At 38.1% G+C, this 24465-nt stretch carries 21 protein-coding genes; 3 read left to right on the forward strand and 18 right to left on the reverse strand.

The features are described from left to right. Window positions 1-149 precede the first annotated feature (149 nt). The 4 genes from D612_RS0113030 to D612_RS0113045 all read right to left on the reverse strand — a co-directional run bounded on the left by D612_RS0113030 (window position 150) and on the right by D612_RS0113045 (window position 5836). The gene (locus tag D612_RS0113030; RefSeq protein ID WP_017755923.1) at window positions 150-662 is read right to left on the reverse strand and encodes an adenine phosphoribosyltransferase; all 513 of its coding nucleotides are present in this window, start codon (window positions 660-662) and stop codon (window positions 150-152) included. Further along, on the reverse strand, window positions 659-3025 hold the full coding sequence (gene recJ, locus D612_RS0113035) for a single-stranded-DNA-specific exonuclease RecJ (protein WP_017755924.1): 2367 nt from the start codon (window positions 3023-3025) through the stop codon (window positions 659-661). The genes D612_RS0113030 and recJ overlap by 4 nt, the downstream gene beginning before the upstream one ends. A 125-nt stretch (window positions 3026-3150) precedes the next feature. After that, window positions 3151-5415, reverse strand: a complete 2265-nt coding sequence (secDF, locus tag D612_RS0113040) for a protein translocase subunit SecDF (RefSeq protein ID WP_017755925.1) — start codon at window positions 5413-5415, stop codon at window positions 3151-3153. Between the two features lie 127 nt (window positions 5416-5542). Next, window positions 5543-5836 carry a post-transcriptional regulator gene (locus tag D612_RS0113045; RefSeq protein WP_017755926.1) on the reverse strand — a complete coding sequence of 98 codons (294 nt, stop codon included), beginning with the start codon at window positions 5834-5836 and terminating at the stop codon, window positions 5543-5545. 119 nt (window positions 5837-5955) lie between these two features. On the opposite strand from D612_RS0113045, the gene spoVB reads away from it, so the two are divergent. Continuing rightward, entirely contained in the window at window positions 5956-7542 is a 1587-nt protein-coding gene (gene spoVB / locus D612_RS0113050; protein WP_017755927.1) for a stage V sporulation protein B, read from the forward strand. A 408-nt stretch (window positions 7543-7950) separates the two neighbouring features. Here spoVB and D612_RS0113055 read toward each other — a convergent pair whose 3' ends face one another. After that, window positions 7951-8613, reverse strand: coding sequence for a DUF421 domain-containing protein (locus D612_RS0113055; protein ID WP_017755928.1), 663 nt, complete (start codon window positions 8611-8613; stop codon window positions 7951-7953). Window positions 8614-8778: 165 nt separating this feature from the next. Here D612_RS0113055 and D612_RS0113060 point away from each other — a divergent pair, with 165 nt between their 5' ends. Then, entirely contained in the window at window positions 8779-9156 is a 378-nt protein-coding gene (locus tag D612_RS0113060; RefSeq protein ID WP_017755929.1) for a TIGR04086 family membrane protein, read from the forward strand. Between the two features lie 309 nt (window positions 9157-9465). On the opposite strand, the gene yajC is transcribed toward D612_RS0113060, so the two are convergent. The 13 genes from yajC to nadB all read right to left on the reverse strand — a co-directional run bounded on the left by yajC (window position 9466) and on the right by nadB (window position 22986). Further along, on the reverse strand, window positions 9466-9735 hold the full coding sequence (gene yajC, locus D612_RS0113065) for a preprotein translocase subunit YajC (RefSeq protein WP_017755930.1): 270 nt from the start codon (window positions 9733-9735) through the stop codon (window positions 9466-9468). Between the two features lie 93 nt (window positions 9736-9828). Next, a complete protein-coding gene (tgt, locus tag D612_RS0113070) occupies window positions 9829-10968 on the reverse strand; it encodes a tRNA guanosine(34) transglycosylase Tgt (protein ID WP_017755931.1) in 1140 nt (379 codons plus the stop codon). A gap of 160 nt (window positions 10969-11128) precedes the next feature. Further along, entirely contained in the window at window positions 11129-12157 is a 1029-nt protein-coding gene (queA, locus tag D612_RS0113075) for a tRNA preQ1(34) S-adenosylmethionine ribosyltransferase-isomerase QueA (RefSeq protein ID WP_017755932.1), read from the reverse strand. Between the two features lie 29 nt (window positions 12158-12186). Then, entirely contained in the window at window positions 12187-12378 is a 192-nt protein-coding gene (locus tag D612_RS0113080) for a DUF2905 domain-containing protein (RefSeq protein ID WP_017755933.1), read from the reverse strand. Continuing rightward, complete coding sequence (gene ruvB, locus D612_RS0113085) at window positions 12379-13380, reverse strand: Holliday junction branch migration DNA helicase RuvB (RefSeq protein ID WP_017755934.1); 1002 nt, start codon at window positions 13378-13380, stop codon at window positions 12379-12381. A 13-nt stretch (window positions 13381-13393) separates the two neighbouring features. Next, complete coding sequence (gene ruvA, locus D612_RS0113090; protein ID WP_017755935.1) at window positions 13394-14008, reverse strand: Holliday junction branch migration protein RuvA; 615 nt, start codon at window positions 14006-14008, stop codon at window positions 13394-13396. A 218-nt stretch (window positions 14009-14226) separates the two neighbouring features. After that, on the reverse strand, window positions 14227-14805 hold the full coding sequence (locus D612_RS0113095; RefSeq protein ID WP_017755936.1) for an intercompartmental signaling factor BofC: 579 nt from the start codon (window positions 14803-14805) through the stop codon (window positions 14227-14229). Between the two features lie 183 nt (window positions 14806-14988). After that, entirely contained in the window at window positions 14989-15603 is a 615-nt protein-coding gene (locus tag D612_RS0113100) for a YhcN/YlaJ family sporulation lipoprotein (RefSeq protein ID WP_017755937.1), read from the reverse strand. 141 nt (window positions 15604-15744) lie between these two features. After that, a complete protein-coding gene (gene nadE / locus D612_RS0113105; protein ID WP_017755938.1) occupies window positions 15745-16485 on the reverse strand; it encodes an NAD(+) synthase in 741 nt (246 codons plus the stop codon). 494 nt (window positions 16486-16979) lie between these two features. Continuing rightward, window positions 16980-18872, reverse strand: a complete 1893-nt coding sequence (gene safA / locus D612_RS20060) for a SafA/ExsA family spore coat assembly protein (RefSeq protein ID WP_017755939.1) — start codon at window positions 18870-18872, stop codon at window positions 16980-16982. A 447-nt stretch (window positions 18873-19319) separates the two neighbouring features. Further along, the gene (gene nadA, locus D612_RS0113115; protein ID WP_017755940.1) at window positions 19320-20429 is read right to left on the reverse strand and encodes a quinolinate synthase NadA; all 1110 of its coding nucleotides are present in this window, start codon (window positions 20427-20429) and stop codon (window positions 19320-19322) included. Beyond that, window positions 20429-21271 (reverse strand): carboxylating nicotinate-nucleotide diphosphorylase, encoded by an 843-nt coding sequence (nadC, locus tag D612_RS0113120; RefSeq protein WP_017755941.1) that lies wholly within the window; start codon window positions 21269-21271, stop codon window positions 20429-20431. Before nadC ends, nadA begins: the two co-directional genes overlap by 1 nt. A gap of 152 nt (window positions 21272-21423) precedes the next feature. After that, a complete protein-coding gene (gene nadB / locus D612_RS0113125; protein WP_017755942.1) occupies window positions 21424-22986 on the reverse strand; it encodes an L-aspartate oxidase in 1563 nt (520 codons plus the stop codon). Between the two features lie 322 nt (window positions 22987-23308). On the opposite strand from nadB, the gene D612_RS0113130 reads away from it, so the two are divergent. Next, the gene (locus D612_RS0113130; protein ID WP_017755943.1) at window positions 23309-24451 is read left to right on the forward strand and encodes an IscS subfamily cysteine desulfurase; all 1143 of its coding nucleotides are present in this window, start codon (window positions 23309-23311) and stop codon (window positions 24449-24451) included. Window positions 24452-24465 lie beyond the last annotated feature (14 nt).

Raw genomic sequence — 24465 nt, forward strand, 5'->3', positions numbered from 1 at the left:
AATCACCTAATATCCATTGCCATTAGAATAAATCCTTTATTTTATCTATTATCATGTTAGAACAGCTCATTGTAAAGAAAAATAGAAAAAATAATGTAAAAACAAAGAGTACTCTATTGAGCACTCTACTTATAACTTAGTTTATAAAATTAATATTGCATTAAAGTAAGGACGTCATACCCTCTTAGCTTTGAGCGTCCATTTAAATATGTCAACTCGACTAAAAAAGCCAAACCGGCAACAACGCCGCCTAGTTGTTCAACGAGTTGAATGGTCGCATCCATCGTACCACCAGTTGCCAACAAATCATCCGTAATTAACACCCTCTGACCAGGTTTAATAGCATCCTTATGCATGGTTAACGTATCTTTCCCGTATTCAAGTCCATATTCAACGCGAATTACCTCACGAGGAAGCTTCCCTTCCTTTCTAACTGGGGCGAAGCCCACTCCTAATGCGTAGGCAACTGGACAACCAACGATAAAGCCTCGTGCCTCTGGCCCAACTATAATATCAATTTGCTTATCCTCCGCAAATGCGACAATATCATCAACAGCGCTTTTAAATACTTTGCCATTATCCATTAATGGTGTAATGTCTTTAAATTGGATTCCTTCCTTCGGCCAATTAGGAACAATTGCAATATAATCCTTATAATTCATCTGACAAATTCCTCCTCATATTTACGGGACGTACCAATTGCTTTGTCAAACCAATCCTTCAACGTTTGATAAGAAGAATAAATTAGTTCAGCTTCCATTTGTAATAATTCTTGCTTCTGTCGATAAGTTTTCGAAGCTGAAAATTCACGTTTACCAGGATTTTCAACTAGTGAAATAACACCATTTTCTATTTTAACAAATTCTAATTCAAAAAACACCTGTGTCATAAAATGGATCGTTTCTTTCGTCCAACCCTTTTTGCTTGACAATGCATCTGCATATTTCTTCACATCGAAGGGCTGCTGTTTAAGTAAAAAAGCATAATACCATTTAAAATGCTCCCTTGTAGGCAGCGTGCTAAAAAAGTGATTTTCATTATAATCTAACACTGCATATATTCTTTCAGGTGTGGTATCCTTTAGTAGCTTTTTAAAGGTTACTCTCTCATATGGTAAATCTAGAAGAACTATAAATTTATATCGTGATAGTCCTTCAAACTTCATGTTAACTACATCATGTATAACGTGAATTCTGTCATTCCAATCCTCTAACTTTAACCGAATCATCGTTTCAGTACGAAATGCAATGAAGACAACAGAATTTGGGTCTAATTGCTCGAGCTGTTTTTTTACATCCTTATTTCCACGTAAATCAAACAACTGCCATTCTTCAACGGTAGCATCATAAAGCATGAACTGTGGCTTCCTAAAGCCGTTCCATTCATTGATTGATAGCTCGCCAATAATACTTAAACGAGATAATGGGGATATTTCATCATATAAATAGCCGCATCCAAAACCGACACTATCTAAACTACTACCATCTTGCTCAAAAATAATCTTTAAGTGATTCATTTGACTGCCAATTTTTCGAATTTGCTTCAATGATACATTTTCAATACAAATAATTGGCTTCGGATTTCCAACACCAAACGGGGCAAGCTCTATCATCCTCTCGATCGTCTCGATACTTATGTCAGCTACTGTACATTTTAAATCAACATTCGTTACCGGAATAAAATCATCATCTGACAAAATTCCCGAAGCGAGCTTATTTAAACGATCTCGAAGCACTGTAACATCCTCGATGCTGAGCGTCATTCCTGCCGCCATTGCATGTCCACCAAAATGAGGAAGAATATCGCGGCAGCTTGATAAATGTTCAAAAAGATCAAATCCATCTATACTACGGGCCGATCCCTTTGCTACTCCTTTTTCTGAATCAATACTAAGCACAATCGTAGGACGATAATACTTGTTCACTAATTTCGAAGCAACTATACCGATTACTCCTGGATTCCAGCCTTCCTTTGCAATAACAAGAACTTTTTGATCATTTTCTAAGAAGTGTTGCTCTACTTCTTTAATTGCTTCCTCAGTAATTCTCGTTACAAGCTGTTGGCGCTCACGATTCATAGCTTCAATTCCAGAAGCTATCAGGTCAGCCTCTTCTATCGAATTCGACAAAAGGAGCTCTACCGCAGGGTCAGCCGAACCAAGACGACCAGCGGCATTAAGCCGTGGTCCTATCGCGAAACCAATTGTTTCCTCATCTATTCGCTTATCCTGAAGTCCGGCTTGTTTAAGTAATGAGCGCAGCCCCGGATTTTTTGAATTTTGAATAGCTTTTACACCTAAGCTTGCAATCACACGATTTTCATCTATTAATGGAACCAAATCTGCAACCGTTCCGATTGCTGCAAATTCTAGTAGATGAGTAGGTAATCGCCCAAGTATTGCATGTGCAACCTTTAATGCTACCCCTACCCCAGCTAATTCACCAAATGGATAATTACTTCCCGGTTTGCGTGGATGAATAATGGCATAAGCATCAGGTAGGTCTGGTGACACTTCATGATGGTCGGTAATAATTAAATCAAGTCCTAACTCACGTGCTACCTTTGCTTCATGAAATGCCGAAATCCCCGTATCCACGGTTATGATTAAAGAGAAGCCTTCGTTTTTCGCTGAGCGAAAGGCCGCTTCATTCGGCCCATAGCCTTCTGTAAAACGATTTGGTATATAAAAATCAACGTTCGCTCCTTTTTCCTCGAGGGCGCGGAGCATTACTGTTGTGCTTGTAACACCATCAGCATCATAATCGCCAAACACTAATATCTTTTCATCATTTTCAATCGCTTTTTCAATTCTATCTACAACATTATCCATTGAATCTAATAAAAAAGGATCATAAAAGCCTGCTTCACTTTTATTTAAAAAGCAACGCGCCTGATCAATCGTATCAATTCCCCTAATAACTAGTAATCTAGCAACTAAAACAGAAATTCCAAGCTCTTTAGTTAGCGCTTGAACCTTATCTTCCGTACATTCTTTTATTACCCAGCGAGTTTTTGACTGTAACAAAAAAACCACTCCTTAACCAATTAATTATACTATAAGTAGTGGCAAATGGATTTATTTTTATCTATTCAAAAAAAACCGGCAAGTTCTTGCCGATTTTTTCTAAACAAAGCGTGGTTTATTTCCTTTTATACTTCAGGTTCAGGATTAGGCCCTGAATCAACTTGCTTTTTCTTTGGCTTGCCAATTGATTTTGATTTCCATACTAACCAAAGCTGTGCTGCAATAAACATTGATGAGTACGTACCTGCTAGTAAACCGATTAACAAGGCAATCGAGAAGTTTGCGATTGATTCACTACCAAATATCCACAGTGCGCCTGCTGCAAACATTACGGTTAATACCGTATTTATGGAACGTCCTAATGTTTGTAGTAAGCTTTTGTTAACAAGATCTGCTAAATCATTATATGTTTTAATCCGTTTCTTCAATTTCATATTTTCACGAATCCGGTCAAACGTAACAATCGTATCGTTAATCGAATAACCAACAATTGTTAATACAGCTGCTATAAACGTTAAATCAACCTCTAATCTTGTTATACTAAAGAACACAATGATGAAAAACGCATCATGCAATAGCGCAATAATTGCGGCAAGACCGAAATACAATTCAAAGCGTACCGCAACATATAATACGATTCCGGCTGCTGCAATCATAACAGCAAAAAATGCATTTTTAGCTAGCTCTTTTCCGACTGTTGGAGAAACTGTACCAACGTTAGGTTCAGACCCATATTTTTCTGAAAAATAGTTTTTAAGCTTTGCTATTTCATCTTTTGAGAATACGCCGACAAATCTAGCGATAGCAAGATTTTGGTTATCCCCAGCAATCGTAATATCTTTAGGAGTAAACCCTAATTGCTCGAAATCCTGCCCGATTGCTTCTCTTGTAAGCGGTTGGTCTGAAGAAATTTCCACGCGAGCACCACTTGCAAAATCAATACCTAAATTAAGTCCCATCGTTGCAAGCGCAATAATACCCGCGACAACCATAGCGCTTGATAAAATAAAGAATTTTTTATGGTGCTTTATAAAGTCGAGTTTAGCAAAGCGGCCTTCAACAATAATTTCCTGTTCATCTACTTCACTTATATCTCGAATTTCACTTTGTTTAACACCGAACCAGCCTTGCTTTTTATTTAAGAATTTACTATTTACCCATAAACCTAACAATAGACGAGAACCATAAACAGCTGTAAGAAAGCTGACTAATATACTTAAAATTAACATCGTTGCAAACCCTTTTACAGAGCTTGTACCATAAACAAACAGAACACCAGCGGCAAGAAGTGTTGTTAAATTCGAGTCTAAAATCGTCGTAAACGACCGTTGATTTCCGGCACGGAACGCTGACATGACTGATTTCCCTGTTCGTAATTCTTCTTTAATTCGCTCATATGTCAAAATGTTTGCGTCAACTGCCATACCGACTCCGAGCACGAGCGCTGCAATACCTGGAAGGGTGAGGACAGCGTTCATCCAATCAAACACTTGAAGGACAATAAAAATATAAATACTAAGTGTAATAACAGCAATTATACCTGAGAAGCGATAATAGAAAAGCATAAATATAAAAATTAACGCAATACCAACAATACTTGCATATATTGTTTTATTTAGAGCTTCTTCACCGAATTGCGCCCCAACAGAGGTGGAGAATACTTCTGTCAATTCTACTGGAAGCGAACCAGCATTTAATAGATCAGCTAATTCCTTCGCTTCTTCAATTGTAAAGGTACCGCTAATCATAACATTTTCTGTATTTAGAACCTCATTAACAGTAGCGGCTGATAAATATTTTGGCGGTGCATCAGTTTTCTGTGACTCTGCTGCAAATGAATCTACACCTTCTTCAAAGTCTAACCATATGACTAGAAGGTTGTTTGGCTTCATGCCTAAAATTTGTTGTGTTACTTGTCCGAACTTATCGGCGTCATTTAGAGTAAGCGTTACAATTGGTTGATTATTTTCTCCAAATGATTGGGCAGCGCCGCCTTCTTTCAAATCTGCTCCATCCAAGAGTTTATTATCTAACACGTCTCTAAATGTAAGCTTTGCTTGCGTTGACAGGATTTCACGTGCTTTTTGTTGATCGGTTACACCAGCTAATTGAACGCGAATACGGTCTTCACCTTCAATTTGAATATTAGGCTCACTAACACCCAGCACATTTATCCGTTTATTCAAGGCACTTACCGTACTTAACATTAAATTTTTGTCTAGCTTTTGATTTTCGTCAATTGGCTTTACCTCATAGAGGATTTCAAAGCCCCCTTGAAGGTCCAAGCCAAGCTTAATATCTTTAAAAATCCCATTGATGGTAACTCCCATCGTACTTGCAAACAGCAGGACGATAAGAAAGAATGCTACGATCCGTCCTCTTTTGACCATGTTCGTTCCTCCTTCTAACATGAAAACAACGGGAATTTATCCCGTTTCCAATCCAACAGTTTAATATGTAAATATTTTTTCGAGTAAATCCATTATAGAAAACAGTCATATTATATGTCAATTTAGTTCAGTTATTTGCCATATCTTTATCATTTTCATATTGCGCGAAAAAATCTGGTGCTTTGTAAGCCTCAATCGTCAAATAACTCATGTAGTCGTTAATTTTAAGAGTTAAAATATCGCTCACAATTTCATGCAACGATTTATCTGTCTTTTTTTTCCACTTCTTTTTTTGTAGGCAATCCCAAATTTCCTCTAATGAAACACGGTCATAGCCCATTAATTTAAATTCCTCTAGCTTACTTTCGAGTGCCGGTTGTACTTGCTCTTTATAAAACTCAACCGGATGACGACTTACCATAAATGACCACTCCTTATCCTTCGCATTTATGAAACGATAAACTTGTCATGCTTGACCATAATTCAAGCATATAGATTATTGTATCGAATATCCAACGATTTTTGAAGGTAGGGAGCAAAATGTCTTACAAGAATAAGCAAACTTTTTTGCAAGGGACACTAATTTTAATATTAGCTGGGTTAATTACTCGCTTTCTTGGGTTTATAAATCGTATTGTCGTCGCACGCATAATGGGTGAAGAAGGGGTCGGCCTTTATATGATGGCCATCCCAACGTTAATCCTTATTATCACGCTTACACAGTTAGGCTTGCCAGTCGCGATTTCAAAGCTTGTAGCTGAGGCAGCAAGCATTGGCAACCGATCAAAAATAAAAAAAATCCTCGTCGTTTCTTTATCAGTAACCGCTATTTCGAGCATTGTATTTACCATTGGTATGATTTCACTTGCACCTGTTTTAGCAAATACGCTGTTAACGGATGAACGTACGTATTATCCGCTCATCGCAATCTCGCCAATTGTACCAATTATCGCATTGTCATCGGTGCTAAGGGGATATTTCCAAGGTCTGCAAAATATGCGCCCTGCTGCTTATTCGCAAGTTATTGAACAAATCGTACGGATATCATTAGTTGCTGTCATGACAAAAGCCTTTTTACCATATGGTGTAGAATTTGCGGCAGCCGGTGCAATGATTTCAGTTGTATTTGGGGAGCTTGCTTCGCTGCTTTATATGATAACAATGTTTAAAATTAAAAAAACCTTCAAGGTTCGCAAAAGTTTCTTTTCTCATATGAAGGAAGGTAAAAGTACTTTACATGACCTGTTAAAAATCGCCTTACCAACAACAGGTAGCCGTCTTATTGGCTCGATTTCTTACTTTTTTGAACCAATTGTTGTCTCACAAAGCTTAGCACTTGCAGGTGTAACGACCGCGATTGCAACAAAGCAATATGGCGAACTAACAGGGTATGCACTCCCGCTATTATTATTACCATCATTTGTTACGACATCATTATCCATTTCATTAGTACCTGCAATTAGTGAAGCGGCGGCCAGAGGACAGTCACTTATAATTGAGTATCGCCTCCAACAGGCAATGCGGTTAGCGATCGTAACCGGTGGCCTTGCGATTGTCATTCTCTATGTATTTGCTTCACCAATAATGGAGCTTATGTATCACTCAAGCAAGTCGGCAATATTTGTACAGTTAATGGCACCCTTTTTCCTATTTTCATATATTCAAGGACCACTACAAGCAGCATTGCAGGCACTAGATCTAGCTCGTGCGGCGATGATTAATAGTTTAATCGGTGCTAGTGTAAAAATTGCTGCTATCTTTGCTTTTGCATCAAGACCCGAATTTGGGATTATTGGCGTTGCACTTGGAATTGTGCTAGGAATCTTACTAGTCACACTACTACATTTTACAACGATTGTAAAAACAATTAGTTTCACGTTTTACGTCAAAGATCATGCGAAAAGCTTGTTAGTAATGATTATTACCGGCATCGCTGGACACTTTATTTTTAAATACATTTTAGTAGAAGCTTCATTATCATTACGGACTTTAACAGCAATTATTAGCACGTCAATTGTGTATATCATCCTATTAGGTAGCTTTCAACTCATATTAAAAGAAGAAGTCAAACGGTTACCTATCATCGGCAGACATTTAGCGTTAATCATGCCTAATAGTAAAAAATAGAAGGGGCCGACTTATACGGAAACTCAGCAGCTGGCTGGCTTGCTCCGGAAATTCAAAATTTTTGAAAAAGAACTTATTCGTTGCTAAATACAGTAGCAGGGGTGCCTGCCAGTCGCTTACGAACATAAGCGGTTGAAATTTTTCAATTGTAAATAAACTAATGGAATTGTAAATAAACTCATGGAATTGTAAATAAACTAATGAGATTTGTAAATAAATATATAGAATTCGTAAATAAACTTATGAAATGTAAATAAATACTCGGAATTTGTAAATATACTAATGAAATTTGTAAATAAATTTGCAGATTTTGTAAATATACTCATGGAATTTGTAAATAAATTTTTCAAATTGAGTTAAAGGTGCAAATTTCGTTATACGTTGTGTTGTGAAGAGTGAAAGTGCCTCTCATTTTTTTTCATCCTTCTCATCAATAAAAAGATTGCCATCATCATCGATTGAACAATAGGTAATTTTTTTTATATCCCTAAAGCCTTGTTTACGCAATTCCTGTCTTAGCCATAGGTTTGTTTTATGAATCCTTTTTAATTGATCCTCTTGGACAATTCCATCCTTAATGAGCGGAAGTGGAACATTAAAGGCTTCATTTGTATTTTTAAAAATATCCTTCTCAAATACAGATAGCTTTCCTGATGGCTCTAATATCGCAAATTCAACATCAGCGATGTTTTTTATATCCTTTTCACGCAATTGAACTAATAAATCATCGATGTTATAGCGTTGCTTCCTCATTTCCTTTTCATTAATTTGGCCTTGATCGATAAGAATGGATGGTTGCCCATCAACTAGATCCCGAAATTTTTGACTTCGAAGAGATATTAATGACAAAAAAATCTGAACCGCAACTAATATAAATATTGGGAGTAATGTAATGAAAAAAGGTTTATCTGGATTTTCTATTGCAACGATTGCTAATTCCCCTATCATTACAAAAACCACTAAATCTAGAAGACTTAATTCACCAACTTCTCGCTTCCCCATTATCCGGAAAATAAAGATGATCAATAAGTACAAAAACACAGTTCGTAGTACAATCGTCCAAATATCCATGTACATAACGCTCCTCATCCAACGTTCTTACCTTAGTTTGACCTTGGGAGTATTAGAACATAATTCGAAGGTTTTTCCATTTTTTATATTCTAAAATTTGTCCAACTGAATAAATTTTAGTAAAGGTGTAAACAACCTCTATCAGTAATATTGGGGGGAACAGTGATGAAAAGAAATTCATTGAAGGCAATGTTATACGGGGTCATTACAATTTTTGTTATTGTGTTATTCTCAAGCTTGGTTTTATCTTTATTATTACGCTTTACTGACATTAAAGAATCCTCGTTAACATGGGTAGTGTTAACCCTTTCGTTTCTTGCGTTATTTGTAGGTGGCTTTGTTTCTGGTGGAAAAGGAAAACAAAAAGGCTGGCTGATTGGGTCGGGAACTGGACTATTGTTTACTTTACTCGTATTTTTAGTCCAATATTTAGGCTATCAAACAGGTTTTTCACTTGAGCAATTATATTTCCACATTGCCTATATAGCTGTTGCTCTTATCGGCGGAGTAATTGGTGTAAACATTACGAGCAGAAGAGCGTAAGCAAAAACGTTACAAACAGAAGTATTAAAGAACAAAAGCTATAGGCGCCCTGATTAGCGACGTATAAACTAAGAGCGCATCGACTGAGATAAACAAAACACGTCGAGGGACTTAGTCGATGTTGACTTATCGCAAAAGAGATGAGCGAAGTTTACTAGTCGCTGGGCGCTTGCGCTGGAGGACTACTCTCTGTGCTATAGTATTTATCCACAGGATCAAATTTTATAATTTCCTAAACAAAAACAAAAGCGGAATTCATTGTAACTGAATTTCCGCTTTTTTGTGTTTAACTGTGCTTATTATTACGCTTTACTCGCTATCTTTTACTTCTCTTACAGCATTACGGTCATATGTTAGCCTAGAGCCATCTCCACATTTAATAACGACCTTATCCTCATCAAGAGAATCAATGATCCCATGAAGCCCACCAATTGTGACAACACGATCATTTTTTTGTAGGTTCGATTGCATCGTTTGAATTGCTCTTTGCTTTTTTTGTTGTGGACGAATAAGTAAGAAATAAAAAATTGCAAACATCGCCACTAACGGTAATACTTGATAAAGAATTCCACTGTCCATGTAATTCACCTCTTTCAATGCTTGTCTATGTAATTATTAAAACTATATTCTCAAACCATTCAACCTATTCTTTTTAATAGACTATATATTGGTTTAGAAATTTCTAGCATTGGGTTGATTAAATCCATACTGCTCGAAAAATTCCTCACGAAAATCGCCAAGTCTATCTTCACGAATGGCTTGTCGAACTTGCTCCATTAATTTTAACAGAAAATAGAGATTATGGTAAGTAGTAAGTCTAATGCCGAATATTTCATCACACTTTAGTAGATGGCGAATATAGGCTTTCGTATAATTTCGGCATACTTTACAGTCACAATTCGGATCTAACGGTGAAAAGTCTCGTTCATATTTAGCATTTTTGACGACAACTCGACCAACACTTGTCATACATGTGCCATTTCGGGCGATTCTCGTTGGCAAAACGCAATCAAACATATCCACACCACGGATTGCCCCATCAATTAGCGAATCTGGTGATCCTACTCCCATTAAATATCGTGGTTTACTTGTTGGTAGCCACGGTGTCGTATACTCCAATACATGATTCATTACTTCTTTTGGTTCTCCAACAGAAAGACCGCCAATTGCATAGCCCGGAAAATCAAGTGAAACTAAATCACTCGCACTTTGTTTGCGGAAATGTTCAAATTCTCCACCTTGTACGATTCCAAACAACCCTTGTTCATCTGGTCTCGCATGAGCTTTTAAACAGCGCTCAGCCCATCTAGATGTGCGCTCGACAGAGCTTTTCATATATTCAGGCTCGGCTGGGTATGGTGGACATTCATCAAAAGCCATCATAATATCTGAACCTAACGCATTTTGAATTTCCATCGCTTTTTCAGGTGATAAGAATAGCTTTGATCCATTTAAATGGTTTCGAAAATGAACGCCTTCTTCCTTTATTTCCCTTAAATCGCTGAGACTAAACACTTGAAATCCACCGGAATCAGTTAAAATCGAGCGATCCCAGTTCATAAATTTATGTAATCCGCCTGCTTCTTTTACAATATCTTCGCCGGGCCGTAGCCAAAGATGATAAGTATTACTTAAAATAATTCCAGCACCAATCTCAGCTAGTTCTTCGGGACTCATTGTTTTAACGGTTGCGAGTGTTCCGACTGGCATAAAGACAGGCGTTTCAAACGTGCTATGGGGAGTTGTGACTCTACCTAATCTGGCACCTGTTTGTTTACATGTTTTTATTAATTCATACTTAATAGCTGTCACTTGCTGGTCTCCTTTCGATTAACTAAAGCACCGTAAGTATATGCACTAAACTATTTAACGAGTTTCTCTTCATACACCATATAAAATATGTGTCAAGTTCCTCACTATAGTATGGGCATCCCTTCTACAACTAAGCGAAAACAATAGTGGCTAATTATAGCTATATAATGAGCATCGCATCACCAAAGCTAAAGAACCGGTATTTTTCAGATACAGCAGCTTCATATGCTTGTAATACATTTTCTCGACCAGCTAACGCACTTATTAGCATCATTAACGTTGATTTTGGCAAATGAAAATTAGTAAGCATTGCATCTATTGCTTTGAACGTATAGCCAGGATAAATAAAAATATTTGTCCAACCTGAGGCTTCTTGAAATTGTCCATCGTAGCGTGAGGCGATTGTCTCTAACGTCCTAGTAGATGTTGTACCGACAGTAACAATTCTACCCCCACTAGCTTTCACATCATTTAGTAGCTTTGCTGTTTCCTTTGTCATTTGATAAAACTCACCATGCATCTCATGCTCTTCCACATTGTCAGTGCTAACTGGACGAAATGTACCTAAGCCTACATGTAAAGTGATAAAGGTAACGCGGATCCCTTTTTCACGAATCTCATTCAACAAATCTTCAGTAAAATGTAAACCGGCTGTAGGTGCTGCAGCGGAGCCACGTTCTCGTGCAAAAACGGTTTGATATCTTTCTTGGTCATCTAATTGTTCTTTTATATATGGCGGAAGTGGCATTTCTCCTAAAGAATCCAATATTTCATAGAAAATCCCATCGTAAATAAATTCAAAGTTCCGACCACCATGCTCGTTTTCCGCTATGCACTTTGCCTTCAAACGACCATCGCCAAAGCTTACAATTGTACCTTTTTTGACACGCTTTGCGGGCTTCACTAATGTTTCCCAGCAATCATCTGCAAATTGCTTTAATAACAAAACTTCAACCTTTGCCCCTGTATCCTCTTTTATTCCAAACAGTCTCGCAGGTAAAACTCTTGTATCATTTAGCACTAGGCAATCACAGGGATTTAGATAGTTTATTATATTTTTAAATTGTTCATGTTTATATTCGCCAGTCAGCTTATTCAGAACCATTAACCGAGAAGCAGTTCGATCTTCTAAAGGTGTTTGCGCAATGAGCTCCTCAGGCAAGTCAAAATCAAACAAATCTACTTTCATATTTTGCTCCTTTTAAAGTGGTGAAAATGTTATCTAAATCGACCGATTATGTAAAAGATAACTGATAATACAATACTGATAACAATTGACGTTACAATTGGAAAATAAAAGGTTGTATTCCCTTTTTTAATAACAATATCTCCTGGTAGCCTTCCGAGAATCTGCCATAATAATCCGACAACGATTAGGACTATCCCAGCAATAATCAACATTTTGCCCATTTATTCGTTCGGCACCTCCAACTGAAAATGGTGATAAACTTCAGGAGTGATGACCCTGCCTCTAGGTGTTCTTTGCAAAAAGCCAATTTGTAATAAGTATGGTTCGTATACTTCTTCAATCGTTTGTGCTTCTTCTCCGATCGTTGCCGCAATTGTATCAAGTCCAACAGGGCCACCTCGGAATTTTTCAATTATACCTAACAACAGCTTCTGGTCAATATGATCTAAACCGAGACGATCGACTTGTAGTTTTTCCAATGAATCTACTGCTATTTTCGCTGTAATTTTACCATTTCCTTTGACTTGCGCAAAATCACGAACGCGTTTTAACAAGCGGTTAGCTATTCTTGGCGTCCCTCTAGATCGGCGTGCAATCTCCTCAGATGCAGTTTGGTCAATTTCGATATCAAAAATCGCAGCCGTGCGCTCAACTATATTTGTCAATTCATTTACTTTATAGTACTCTAAACGACTATGGACACCAAACCGATCTCTTAAAGGCGCGGTTAAAAGGCCGACTCTCGTAGTCGCGCCTACTAGGGTGAATGGGGGTAAATCAAGACGAACAGACCTAGCCCCTGGCCCTTTTCCGATGACAATATCTATACAAAAGTCTTCTAATGCTGAATATAACACCTCTTCAACTGAACGTTGCAAGCGGTGAATCTCATCAATAAATAATACATCGCCAGGCTCTAACGCTGTAAGAATCGCAGCTAAATCACCTGGTCGTTCAACAGCTGGACCTGAAGTTGTACGAATGTTTACGTCCATTTCATTCGCGATAATGGTCGCCAATGTCGTTTTCCCCAACCCAGGTGGTCCATAAAGCAAGACATGGTCTAGTGACTCTTGTCTCATCCTTGCTGCTTCAATAAAAACCTTTAAGTTTTGTTTTACTTTCTCTTGACCAATATACTGAATTAACAGCTTCGGTCTTAAGCTTTGTTCAAATGAATCCTCATCAATGATATGTTCACTTGATACTAACCGCTCATCCACAATAATCCCCCCTCTACTTTAACAGGAGCTGTAGAGCTTTCTTTATATATTGATCTGTCGATAATCCTTCGTCTTTTGCTAATATCGGTGCAATTTTATTTATCTCTTTTTCAGCATAACCTAAAACCTTGAGTGCTTCGATTGCATCCTCTAATTCATATGTATATTTTGCTTTTGTCTCCACATATTTTACAGGTTCGTATTGATCCGGCATTAAATCTGATAGTAAATCATTTAATTTTCCTTTTAAATCTAAGATCATTTGTCTTGCGGTTTTTTTGCCGACACCTGGAAACTTCACTAAAAACTTTTCATTTTCATCTTCAATCGCTTGAACAACATGATCTGGCTGGCCTGCTGCAATAATTGCCAAAGCACCTTTAGGGCCAATTCCAGAAACATTTAATAGCTTTGTAAAAAGTGTTCGCTCTTGGCGAGTTTGAAAACCGTAAAGAGCATTAACATCCTCTCGCACATATTGATACGTAAAAACTTTTATTTCTTCATTTAAATCCTTTTGAAAAATAAAAGGATTAGGTGTGAAAATTTGATATCCAACACCTGATACATCAATAACAATAAACTCTGGACTTATAAAATCAACTTTACCACGGACAAATTCGATCAAGAAAATCCCTCTCTCAGCTTCGCAAAATCAGCGAACATGCATTTCTATTTCTTATAACATTCTATCATACTTCTCTAATAGAATAGAAGTACAAAAGCGGTGCCATAGTAGTGTCCATAGTAGTGTCCATAGTAGTGTCCATAGAGGTTCCTGACCCCTCCAGAAAATGTAAAAAGCCTGAGGGGTATACTCTCAAGCCTTCTACATATTTCCCGTCATCATTCACTTGTTGATAAACTTTTAAAGCTTTGAATTACTTTTTGATAATGGTCCTTTGATACAACCGGGATTCCTTGCTTTAGCTCCTCCTGCTGGCGGCTTTCTAACTTACTGACGTCAATTTGAAAAAAGGATTGAATCACTTCCTCTGACTCTGGTTTTCCTTTATATATTGTAAGAATTCCGTCCTTTGAGATTCCAAAATAGCCATCAGCTTTTAGTAAGGGTGAAATATCATCTACGTTTTGTTTAAAAACCATTTGTCCTTCTTGTTGATCAACTAATTGCCAGTCATGATATTGACCCCAAAAATCCTCCATTGACCAAATCGTTTCTTTAACAATTTCTTCACTAACTTCACCATCTAAATAATGTCTTTGGAGAATGACATCTATTGTCAGTGGTCCAGCCACTGTTTGCACCTCTTCAGCTGGTGATGTGCTTTGAGCTTTTGTTAACTCCCTTTCATTAATTTTAGCAGCCGTAAAATCAAATAAAACAATTATTGAAATTACGCCTATTAGTAAAAATAATATTATTAGCTTTACGGCATGAGCTTTTTTAATTAAAGGAGCCATCATATGTCACCTCGATTTTTTAATATAAAAAAACTTCTATTCTGGTATCACTATTAGTTTCACCAATGAATAGAAGTTTTATCCAAGTGACCTATTAAAATTTTGCATACAAATTCGAAATACATGAATTCAGACATAAAATGTCAAGAAATTGACACGAACGAATGGCGAAGATCAACTACTTTATCTCCCTAATTGATTCCGATTGTTGGAAATTTGTTCAAACATTTCATTGTCTACTACTACTTCGACTGCTCTACCAACTGCCATTCCTTTTACAATCTGACGAGCATTTTCTTCGACAGTCCGACGGTTATTATTGTTTGTTTTAATCACGACTAATATAGTGTTCCCATTAATAATTGCAGCTACATCATCAACACCGCCAACATGCTCAAGTCGATCTGTAATTTTTTGGGCAACAATATTGTCGTGCCCAGTATTGTATGATTTAGTTGGATTCCCATTATATGTTGTATTCAACTGGCCATGATAATTGTAGTCATTATAGCCGTAGCTGCCGCCTTGAGAATAGGCACGAGAGCGATCACCTAAATAGTCCTGTTTTATTACTTCTCCATTATCCGTGCGTACCATTATTTGATCATTAAAGCCTACATCAGTTATCCCCGAAAAGGCATTATTTCTCTGATTATATCGAGGGTCGTGAATATCAAAATTGACTTGACCTGTTTGACCGTTGTTTATCCTATTTTGACTTTCATCATTGTCAATACTGCAACCTGCTAAAACACTGATTACAATAACAACTGACATTGTCGTATTAATTTTATTCAAAAGAAAGGCCCCCTTGCCAACATGTAAAAATAGGTAGGGTTGTCCATTAAGTGACCGCCCATTTATATATTGGCATTTGGAGCTGTATTTTACCCCAATTTTAATTGTTTTTTTTAGGTAAAAAACAAGGTGTTTATGAGCTTAAAATTTTGGTGGCGCCGCTGCAAGTCTTCGCTTATGCTCTGATTGTTTATGTAACCTTTCAATAACTTGGCGATCCTTGTCAGGTACTTTTTCTCCTTTTAAATAACGATCAATCATATCATAGGTTGTACCCATTTCATTCTCATCCGTTTGTCCTTCCCAAAGACCGGCACTTGGTGCTTTTGTAATGATCTCATCTGGAACACCAAGAACTTTGGCCATTTCTCTTACTTCCCCTTTGGTTAAATGAACAAGTGGAACTAGATCCACTCCGCCATCACCATATTTTGTAAAATAACCCGTATGCCATTCTGCCGCATTGTCCGTTCCAACAACTAAATACCGATAATTATTTGCAATTGTATATAGAGTACTCATACGAAGTCGTGCCCGCAGATTAGCATCGCCCAATTTTGCAGTTTGTTCATTCCATTCGTCTCGATCTAGTAGGTTATTTTTTATTTGTGAAAACAACAAATTGTGAGTTTCTGTTAAATCTACAGTCATTGCTTTAATTTTTGAGCTTTCTACTACAAGCATCGCATCATTTTGATCGTTTGAATGACTTTTGCACGGCATTATTACGCCAAGCGATTGCTCCGGGAATGCTTTTACTATTAAATGGGCAACAACCGACGAATCAATTCCGCCAGATAAACCAACAATCAAACCATTTAATTTTGAAGCTTGCACTTGGTCCTGAAGCCACTTTACAAGTAGCTCGATTTTTTTTTCCATTATCTCTTACTTCCTTTCAATCTGTATGTTGTTTTCCTTATTTTGTCCTTCATCCTGCTTATAATGATGACTGTTTCTGTTCTGTTGTTGTTTCTCGCAATTTGGTCATCATACTTATGCTGACCCTTTCTATATTGTTTTCTTTATATCGTACCACATTGATTATTTTTCAGACAATTTGTTAAGGAAATATTGCGTAAAAGATGGAAGGGGCCTACTATGCTGACAGAAAAAAATTTATTAAAGAACAAAAGCTATAGACGCCCTGATTAGCGACGTATAAACTAAGAGCGCATCGACTGAGATAAACAAAACACGTCGAGGGACGAGTCGATGTTGACTTATCGCAAAAGAGATGAGCGAAGTTTACTAGTCGCTGGGCGCTGGAGCTTGACGACTACTCTCTGTGCTATAGTATTTATCCACAGGATCAAATTGTATAATTTCCTAAACAAAAATAAAGGCGGCTTCATTCGAAACCACCCTTTACATTTTTACCAATCCTCATTTTCATCTTCATAATTTTCTTCTACTTCATCTTCTTCTCTTAATGGTGCTGCTTCATATCCAGGCATTGTTCCATACCCTGCTGGGGCTGCTCCGTATCCAGGCATCGACCCATAGCCCGCAGGGGTTGCTCCGTATCCAGGCATTGCTCCATAACCGGATGGGGCTGCTCCGTATCCAGGCATTGCTCCATACCCTGCTGGGGCTGCTCCGTATCCTGGAATCGACCCATAGCCCGCAGGGGTTGCTCCGTATCCAGGCATTGCTCCATAACCGGATGGGGCTGCTCCGTATCCAGACATTGCTCCATAGCCCGCTGGGGCTGCTCCGTATCCAGGCATCGCTCCATAACCGGATGGGGCTACTCCGTATCCAGGCATTGCTCCATAGCCCGCAGGTGCGGCTCCGTATCCTGGCATCGCTCCATAGCCCGCAGGTGCGGCTCCGTATCCAGACATCGACCCATCGCTCGCAGGAGTAGCTCCGTAAGGAGTTGCTTGAGGACCCCCATCGCAACCACAATCTCCACCAGAAGCAGGCATTTGCATTTGTGGGATAGGAGAAATCCCTGGATAGCCTTGAAGATTATCTTCATCATCAGCATCATATATAGCAGGACTTACAGCTGTTGGAAACCCTTGTTGAACTCCGCCCTGTGGTGTGCCTATTGGAACTCCTGAAGGAGCTGGACCATATGGAATACCACTAATCGGTGTTGGGCCACAACCACAATTATATATATTCGGATGTTGCATTTGTGGCATCATCGTCGGTACAGCTTGAGGCTGCATCATTCCATAAGGATTCATAGCTTCAGGCATTTCTCCTAATTCTCCTAAATCATCTTCTTCAACAGCAGGACTAACAGCAGTTGACGTAGAACCAGGCTCAGTGCCATAAGGAAGTCCATCTGGAGCAAAACCTGGCTGAGTGCCATAAGGAACTCCTGCTGCGGCGAAACCTGGCTGAGTGCCATAAGGAACTCCATCTGCGGCGAAACCTGGCTGAGCGCCATAAAGAACTCCATCTGCGGCGAAACCTGGCTGAGCGCCATAAGGAACTCCTGCTGGGGCGAAACCTGGCTGAGCGCCATAAGGAACTCCTGCTGCGGCGAAACCTGGCTGAGCGCCATAAGGAACTCCTATTGGCTGTGTCTGTGCTATTGGTAATCCTTGATAAGGACCCGGATGAAATCCAAATGGTAATCCGCTACCAGGTAATAATCCCGTAACAGGAATACAATATTGCGGGTACATTGCTGTTGGTGAAATTGTTGGCATCGGTTGGGCAGGTATCATCGGATCTTCCGCTTCTTCATCAAGGAATTTTGGAATGTCATCTTTTACACCTGCAATCTCCTTTGGCGGTTCCTGTTCTGGTGCTGATTTAATTTTTATTGGTGCAGCCTCTGGAGTTGGCATATAAGGGACAGTCGGATAAGTAGGAATGTTAAAGGTATAATTATACATTTGCTGTTGTACATGTAAATCAACGTCAAGTGGCTCCTCTTTTACAGGTACTTGAGGTGCAGGTGGTACTGGTGGCATTACTGGCATCTCTTTTTTCGGCGGAACTGGGGCAACCGGCATTTCCTTTTTCGGTGGTGCCGGAGCTACTGGCATTTCCTTTTTCGGTGGTGCCGGAGCTACTGGCATTTCCTTCATTGGTGGGATTGGAGTTGGTTGCACTGGCATTTCTTTTGGAACTTCATTTTTCTTAACTGGAACGCTACCTGTAGGAACTTTAATTTTCATACCAGGCATAATCATATCTGGATTACTTAACTGAGTATTCACGTTCTTTAATTCTTGGAAATCAACACCATACTTTTGAGCTATTTTCCAAAGCGTATCCCCTTTTTGAACAATATGAATCTTCACGGTTGCTTCTACCTCCTCAGGAAAAGTCTTTACTATTATATGGGCTTATAGGCAAAATGCTACCTTTATTTCTTCGTAATACTTTATGCTTTTAAAAATTAGAATATGAAAAAATTAATAGGATAGAGCAAATTTCAAGCTTATTCCACAAGAACAAAAGCTATAGGCGCCCTGATTAGCGACGTATAAACTAAGAGCGCATCGACTGAGATAAACAAAACACGTCGAGGGACGAGTCGATGTTGACTTATCGCAAAAGAGATGAGCGAAGTTTACTAGTCGCTGGGCGCTTGCGCTGGACGACTACTCTCTGTGCCATAGTATTTATCCATAGGATCAAATTTTTTAATTTCTTAAAAACAAAAAAAAAGACCCTATTCAATTACATTCACTTGAATAGAGTCCAACTTGAGTATTTTGTTTAATATCCATATACATCAGGTGAACTTAAGCTCGTTCTAGCATTTTGTTCAAGGCGTGAATTGCATCTTTAGCCGTTTGTTCATCGACCGAAATATTACTAATTTCTTCAGCTCGATCAATTGATTCTAATGCCCACAATAAATGAGGCAAATCAATTCTATTCATCGTCAAGCATGGACACATTTGAGGATTTAAAGAAATGATTTCCTTATCTGAATGCTGATCAATAATTCGCTTAACAAGATTCATCTCGGTTCCAATTGCCCATTTACTCCCTGCAGGTGCATTAGCGATTTTATCAATAATATATTTTGTTGAACCATTATAATCTGAAGCCTGTACAACCTCATACGTACATTCAGGATGGACAATAATATTCATCTCTGGTCTAGTTTTTCGAATTTCAGCAATATTTTCAACCGTAAAGTTTTCATGAACAGAGCAATGTCCCTTCCATAAAATTACCTTCACATCTTGAAGTTCACCATCAAATTCAAATTGTTCATTAACAGGATCCCATACGGCCATTTGCTCAAGTGGTATTCCTAAAGCCGCTGCTGTATTACGTCCTAAATGCTGATCAGGCAAAAATAACAATCGTTCTTTTTGTGTAAACGCCCACTCGATCATTTTTTTGGCATTTGAAGAAGTTACAGTCGCGCCACCATTTCGTCCACAGAATGCTTTAATGGCAGCAGTGGAGTTAACATATGTTAACGGTAAAACCGTATCGCCAAACGTATCTTGAATAACCTTCCATGCTCGTTCAGTTTGATGAATATCAGCCATATCCGCCATTGAACAGCCAGCTCTCATATCCGGTAAAATGACAATTTGATCATGTCTCGTTAAAATATCAGCTGTCTCTGCCATAAAATGAACACCACAAAACACAATATATTCAGCTTTCTCATTTTTCGCAGCTAATTGCGCCAACTGTAAAGAATCACCTGTAGCATCAGCAAATTGAACGACTTCATCCTTTTGATAATGATGACATGGTAGGAATAATCGTTCACCAAATTTCCCCTTTATTTCGCGGACACGTTGTTCCATTTCCTTCACATTCATTTTCTTATAGTGCTCAGGAATAGATACGTTTTTCTCGGATGTCAGTAAATCAAAAACTCCCACTATTTTATTCCCCCTTCAAGATTAAAGCTTATATCCAATGCTGCAACAGAGTGTGTTAGCATTCCTAATGAAATATAATCCACCTTCGTATCACGATATAAGCCAATTGTCTCTAAAGTAAGTCCACCAGAAATTTCAGTAATAATCCCATCTGGTACAAGCTTAACTAGATTTGTAACTTCCTCTGGTGAGCGATTATCAAACATAATAATGTCAGCATTAGCTTCAATTGCTTCGATTACTTGATCCATTGATTCCGTTTCAACTTCAATTTTAACCATATGACCTACTTGTGAGCGAACTTTTTCAACTGCTGCCTTAATACTCCCCGCAAACGTAATATGATTATCTTTAATCATAACACCATCATATAAGCCAAAACGATGATTATAGCCCCCACCACAGCAAACGGCATATTTTTCAAACATTCTAAGTCCAGGTAAAGTCTTCCTAGTATCACAAATTCTTGTGTGATCACTATTTAAAGCTTTTACTGCTTCATTCGTTAACGTGGCTATACCACTCATACGTTGCACTAAATTTAAAATGACTCGTTCCCCACTTAAAAGATAACGAACAGGTCCCTCTACTGTTGCAATCAATTCCCCTTTTTTTACGCAGTCTCCATCTTTTTTATAAAATGTAACCTTTATCGAAGGGTCAAATAACCGGTACGCTTCTTCGATAATTTCTAGACCAGCGATAATCCCATCTTTTTTTACTAAAAATGCTCCTTTACTTACTTCATCAATTGGAAAAATAAGTTCGCTAGTTAAATCTGTTTCTCCTAGGTCTTCAATAAAAAATTCTTGCAAGTGTTTGCGGAGCTTTATTTTATTCATTCTTCATTCAACACCTCTTACTTTTTTTACTTTGGTCAATGTTCTATATATTGTTGATTTTGCCAAGAACGTACGCTTTCCGCCTTGCAGAGCGAGAGGAACGTTCCCTACAAACAACTGAATTGTATTATAAAATATTTATGCAATCCTTATTAATGAGTCGCATAAACATGTGATGCCAAATTACGAATGAGTTTACGTTTTCCCCATTCATTTTTTTCAAATGGATAATCAGCTCGAAAGTGTCCACCCCTACTCTCTTCTCTCATAAGCGCAGACGTTGTAATGAGCCAACTAGCTTGAAGCATATTTACTATAATAATTTCATCCTCTGACAAGTCCTCAGAAATTGTTACATATTCATTTGGCAAAAATTGTTCCAACCATCTTTTTGCAAAATTCAATCCTTCTTCAGTTCGGACAATACCTGTATATTTCATCATGAGTGCTCTAATTTGATCTTTTGTTGGAAGCACTGATCGTTTGCTTTCCCTTATTGTCATAGAAGAATCTATAGGTATTTCGAACATTTTTACATGATGGCGATTACATAACAGATGATTAGCAAGCTCGTTCGCAAATACAATTCCTTCTAACAGAGAATTGCTAGCTAACCGATTTGCCCCGTGAACACCTGTACATGCAACTTCTCCAATTGCATATAAGTTTTCTACAGAGGTTTGACCTTGTTGATTCACCTCAACGCCGCCCATATGAAAATGAGCTCCGGGAACAACTGGTATTCTGCCATCATCTATCCTGATGCCATATTGTTCACACATTTGAGTTATTGTAGGGAAGCGGCTAGGAAAATCGTCGATCATAGAAATATCTAGAAATACTTGCTCACCTCTTAGAACGGCCTGATTAATTTCTCGAGAGACAACATCTCGTGGCGCTAAATCTTTTTGAGGATGGACTCCATCCATTAGACGCTTCCCGCTATTTGTAACAAGGATCGCACCTTCACCGCGCACCGCTTCGGAAATTAATCCTTTAACATCTCCGTTTACGTAAAGCATTGTAGGGTGAAACTGAACAAACTCTAAATCTACTAAATCAGCTCCGGCACGATACGCCATAGCCATACCGTCGCCTGTAATTGTCACATCATTGGATGTAAATAAAAACAAGCCCCCACAACCACCTGCAGCAAGAATTGTATTTTTCGCATATAAGTTTTTTAACTTACCAGAATTTGTTCTAACTTTTACCCCAAAACATTGCTGATCTTTAACAAGTAAATCAACAGCCATCTCATCTTCAACGATTTGAACTGTTGATTTTAACCGATTTAGCATAAACTGTACAAGTGCTCTTCCGGTAGCATCACCGCCAGCATGTAAGATTCTTCTTTTTCCATGGGCACCCTCTTGACCAAGAACAACATTCCCTTGATCATCCTTGTCAAACTTCATTCCTTGATCGATCATCTTTCGAAGTAGTATTGGGCCTTTTTGAACCAATGTCTGAACGGCTTCTTCACTGTTATGATCATTACCGGCAATCATCGTGTCGATGAAATGATTCCGCCAATGATCGCACCTTGAGAAAGCTGCAGCAACACCGCCTTGAGCATAGCTTGAATTGCTATCTTCTTTTTTCGACTTTGTGATAACAATCACATTCAAATCTCTACTTAATCGATCTGCTGCGACTAATGCCGCAATTCCACTTCCAATAATGACAACATCTGCAACATCTGTCTGAGTCATTAACTGGAACCCCCACATCTTACCAAAATCGGTTTATTAAAACGCTATTGTCTTGACACCTATCTTTACATATATTTAAATTAATGACAAGACTTTTTTATACTTCTAGATAGGATAACGTTATGAAAGAATTAAAGTATAAATAAGGACATCCGTTGTTTCCAATGGGAACGGAAAACAGTGCTTTTCAATTACAACTTTGCTTTATGTAGTATCCTTGTCTGCAATATTTTTCAGACACAAAATTGACACATATATTAAATTTATTGTATAGACAAAGTTGACATTTGTCACTATTAAAATACTGTAGGAGTTGAAGTTAATGATTTATTTAGATTATGCAGCAACAACGCCTATGCTTGATAAAGCACTACAAATTTACAATGAAGTAGCAAAAAATTACTTTGGAAACTCAAGTAGCCTTCATGATATTGGTTCTACTGCAAATGCAATTTTAGAACAATCAAGGAAAACAATTGCTCAATATATGAATGGAGATCCATGCGGAGTCTACTTTACTAGCGGAGGATCAGAATCAAATTATTTAGCGATTCATTCTTTGTTAAAAGGAAACCTTGAAAAAGGACGACATATTTTGACAACTGATTTAGAGCATTCATCAATAAGAAATACTTTATTAGATTTAAATGCTGAAGGGTATGAGGTTACCTCGATTCCTGTAGATCATTTTGGTCGCGTAGATTTAGATGCTTTGGAAGCAGCAATTCGACCTGATACTGTATTAGCAACTATTCATCACGGTAATTCAGAAATCGGTACGGTTCAGGATTTAATCACAATTGGCGAAATTTTAAACAATCATGACATTTTATTTCACAGTGATTGTGTGCAAACATTCGGTAAAATTGAAATAGATGTTCAACAAGCAAAACTGGATAGTATATCAATTTCTAGTCATAAAATATACGGTCCAAAAGGAGTAGGTGCTTGTTATATAAATCCTAAACGTTCATGGAAATCTGTCATTTCAAATACTACACATGAGCGTGGATTTAGACCTGGAACGGTCAATGTTCCGGGTATTGCAGCGTTCATTACAGCCGCAGAAGAAATTTTTCCAATAATGAAAGACGAGCAAATAAGATTCTCTAAGCTTAGAAAAAAGCTGATTGCCGGTATACAAGGTGAGGAGTGGACGATTACAGAGGTTGAACCTTCAAACCCAATTCGTTTGGAGAACATAATTGGTATATGTGTAGCAGGAGTTGAAGGGCAATATATGATGTTAGAATGCAATCGTCACGGGATCGCAATTTCAACTGGAAGTGCTTGTTCCGTTGGCTTACAAAAGCCAGCAAAGACCTTGCTTTCAATTGGAAAATCTAAAGAAGAAGCAAAGCAATATATACGCCTATCAGTAGGGAAATTTACAACAGATGATGAGATCGATGAAACGATTGATGTTTTTCAAAAAATATTAACTAACCATTTTCATAAAAAGTAGGAGGTAGCGATGTT

It is taken from the genome of Calidifontibacillus oryziterrae (assembly GCF_000331575.1).
In the GTDB taxonomy this organism is placed as follows: domain Bacteria; phylum Bacillota; class Bacilli; order Bacillales; family Bacillaceae_J; genus Calidifontibacillus_A; species Calidifontibacillus_A oryziterrae.

Bases quoted from the DNA above. Each gene is read 5' to 3' on its own strand.
- D612_RS0113030 (WP_017755923.1), bottom strand. From the start codon at position 662: ATGAATTATAAGGATTATATTGCAATTGTTCCTAATTGGCCGAAGGAA.
- secDF (WP_017755925.1), bottom strand. From the start codon at position 5,415: ATGGTCAAAAGAGGACGGATCGTAGCATTCTTTCTTATCGTCCTGCTG.
- D612_RS0113045 (WP_017755926.1), bottom strand. From the start codon at position 5,836: ATGGTAAGTCGTCATCCGGTTGAGTTTTATAAAGAGCAAGTACAACCG.
- spoVB (WP_017755927.1), top strand. From the start codon at position 5,956: ATGTCTTACAAGAATAAGCAAACTTTTTTGCAAGGGACACTAATTTTA.
- D612_RS0113055 (WP_017755928.1), bottom strand. From the start codon at position 8,613: ATGGATATTTGGACGATTGTACTACGAACTGTGTTTTTGTACTTATTG.
- D612_RS0113060 (WP_017755929.1), top strand. From the start codon at position 8,779: ATGAAAAGAAATTCATTGAAGGCAATGTTATACGGGGTCATTACAATT.
- yajC (WP_017755930.1), bottom strand. From the start codon at position 9,735: ATGGACAGTGGAATTCTTTATCAAGTATTACCGTTAGTGGCGATGTTT.
- queA (WP_017755932.1), bottom strand. From the start codon at position 12,157: ATGAAAGTAGATTTGTTTGATTTTGACTTGCCTGAGGAGCTCATTGCG.
- D612_RS0113080 (WP_017755933.1), bottom strand. From the start codon at position 12,378: ATGGGCAAAATGTTGATTATTGCTGGGATAGTCCTAATCGTTGTCGGA.
- D612_RS0113095 (WP_017755936.1), bottom strand. From the start codon at position 14,805: ATGGCTCCTTTAATTAAAAAAGCTCATGCCGTAAAGCTAATAATATTA.
- nadE (WP_017755938.1), bottom strand. From the start codon at position 16,485: ATGGAAAAAAAAATCGAGCTACTTGTAAAGTGGCTTCAGGACCAAGTG.
- nadC (WP_017755941.1), bottom strand. From the start codon at position 21,271: ATGAATAAAATAAAGCTCCGCAAACACTTGCAAGAATTTTTTATTGAA.
- nadB (WP_017755942.1), bottom strand. From the start codon at position 22,986: ATGACTCAGACAGATGTTGCAGATGTTGTCATTATTGGAAGTGGAATT.
- D612_RS0113130 (WP_017755943.1), top strand. From the start codon at position 23,309: ATGATTTATTTAGATTATGCAGCAACAACGCCTATGCTTGATAAAGCA.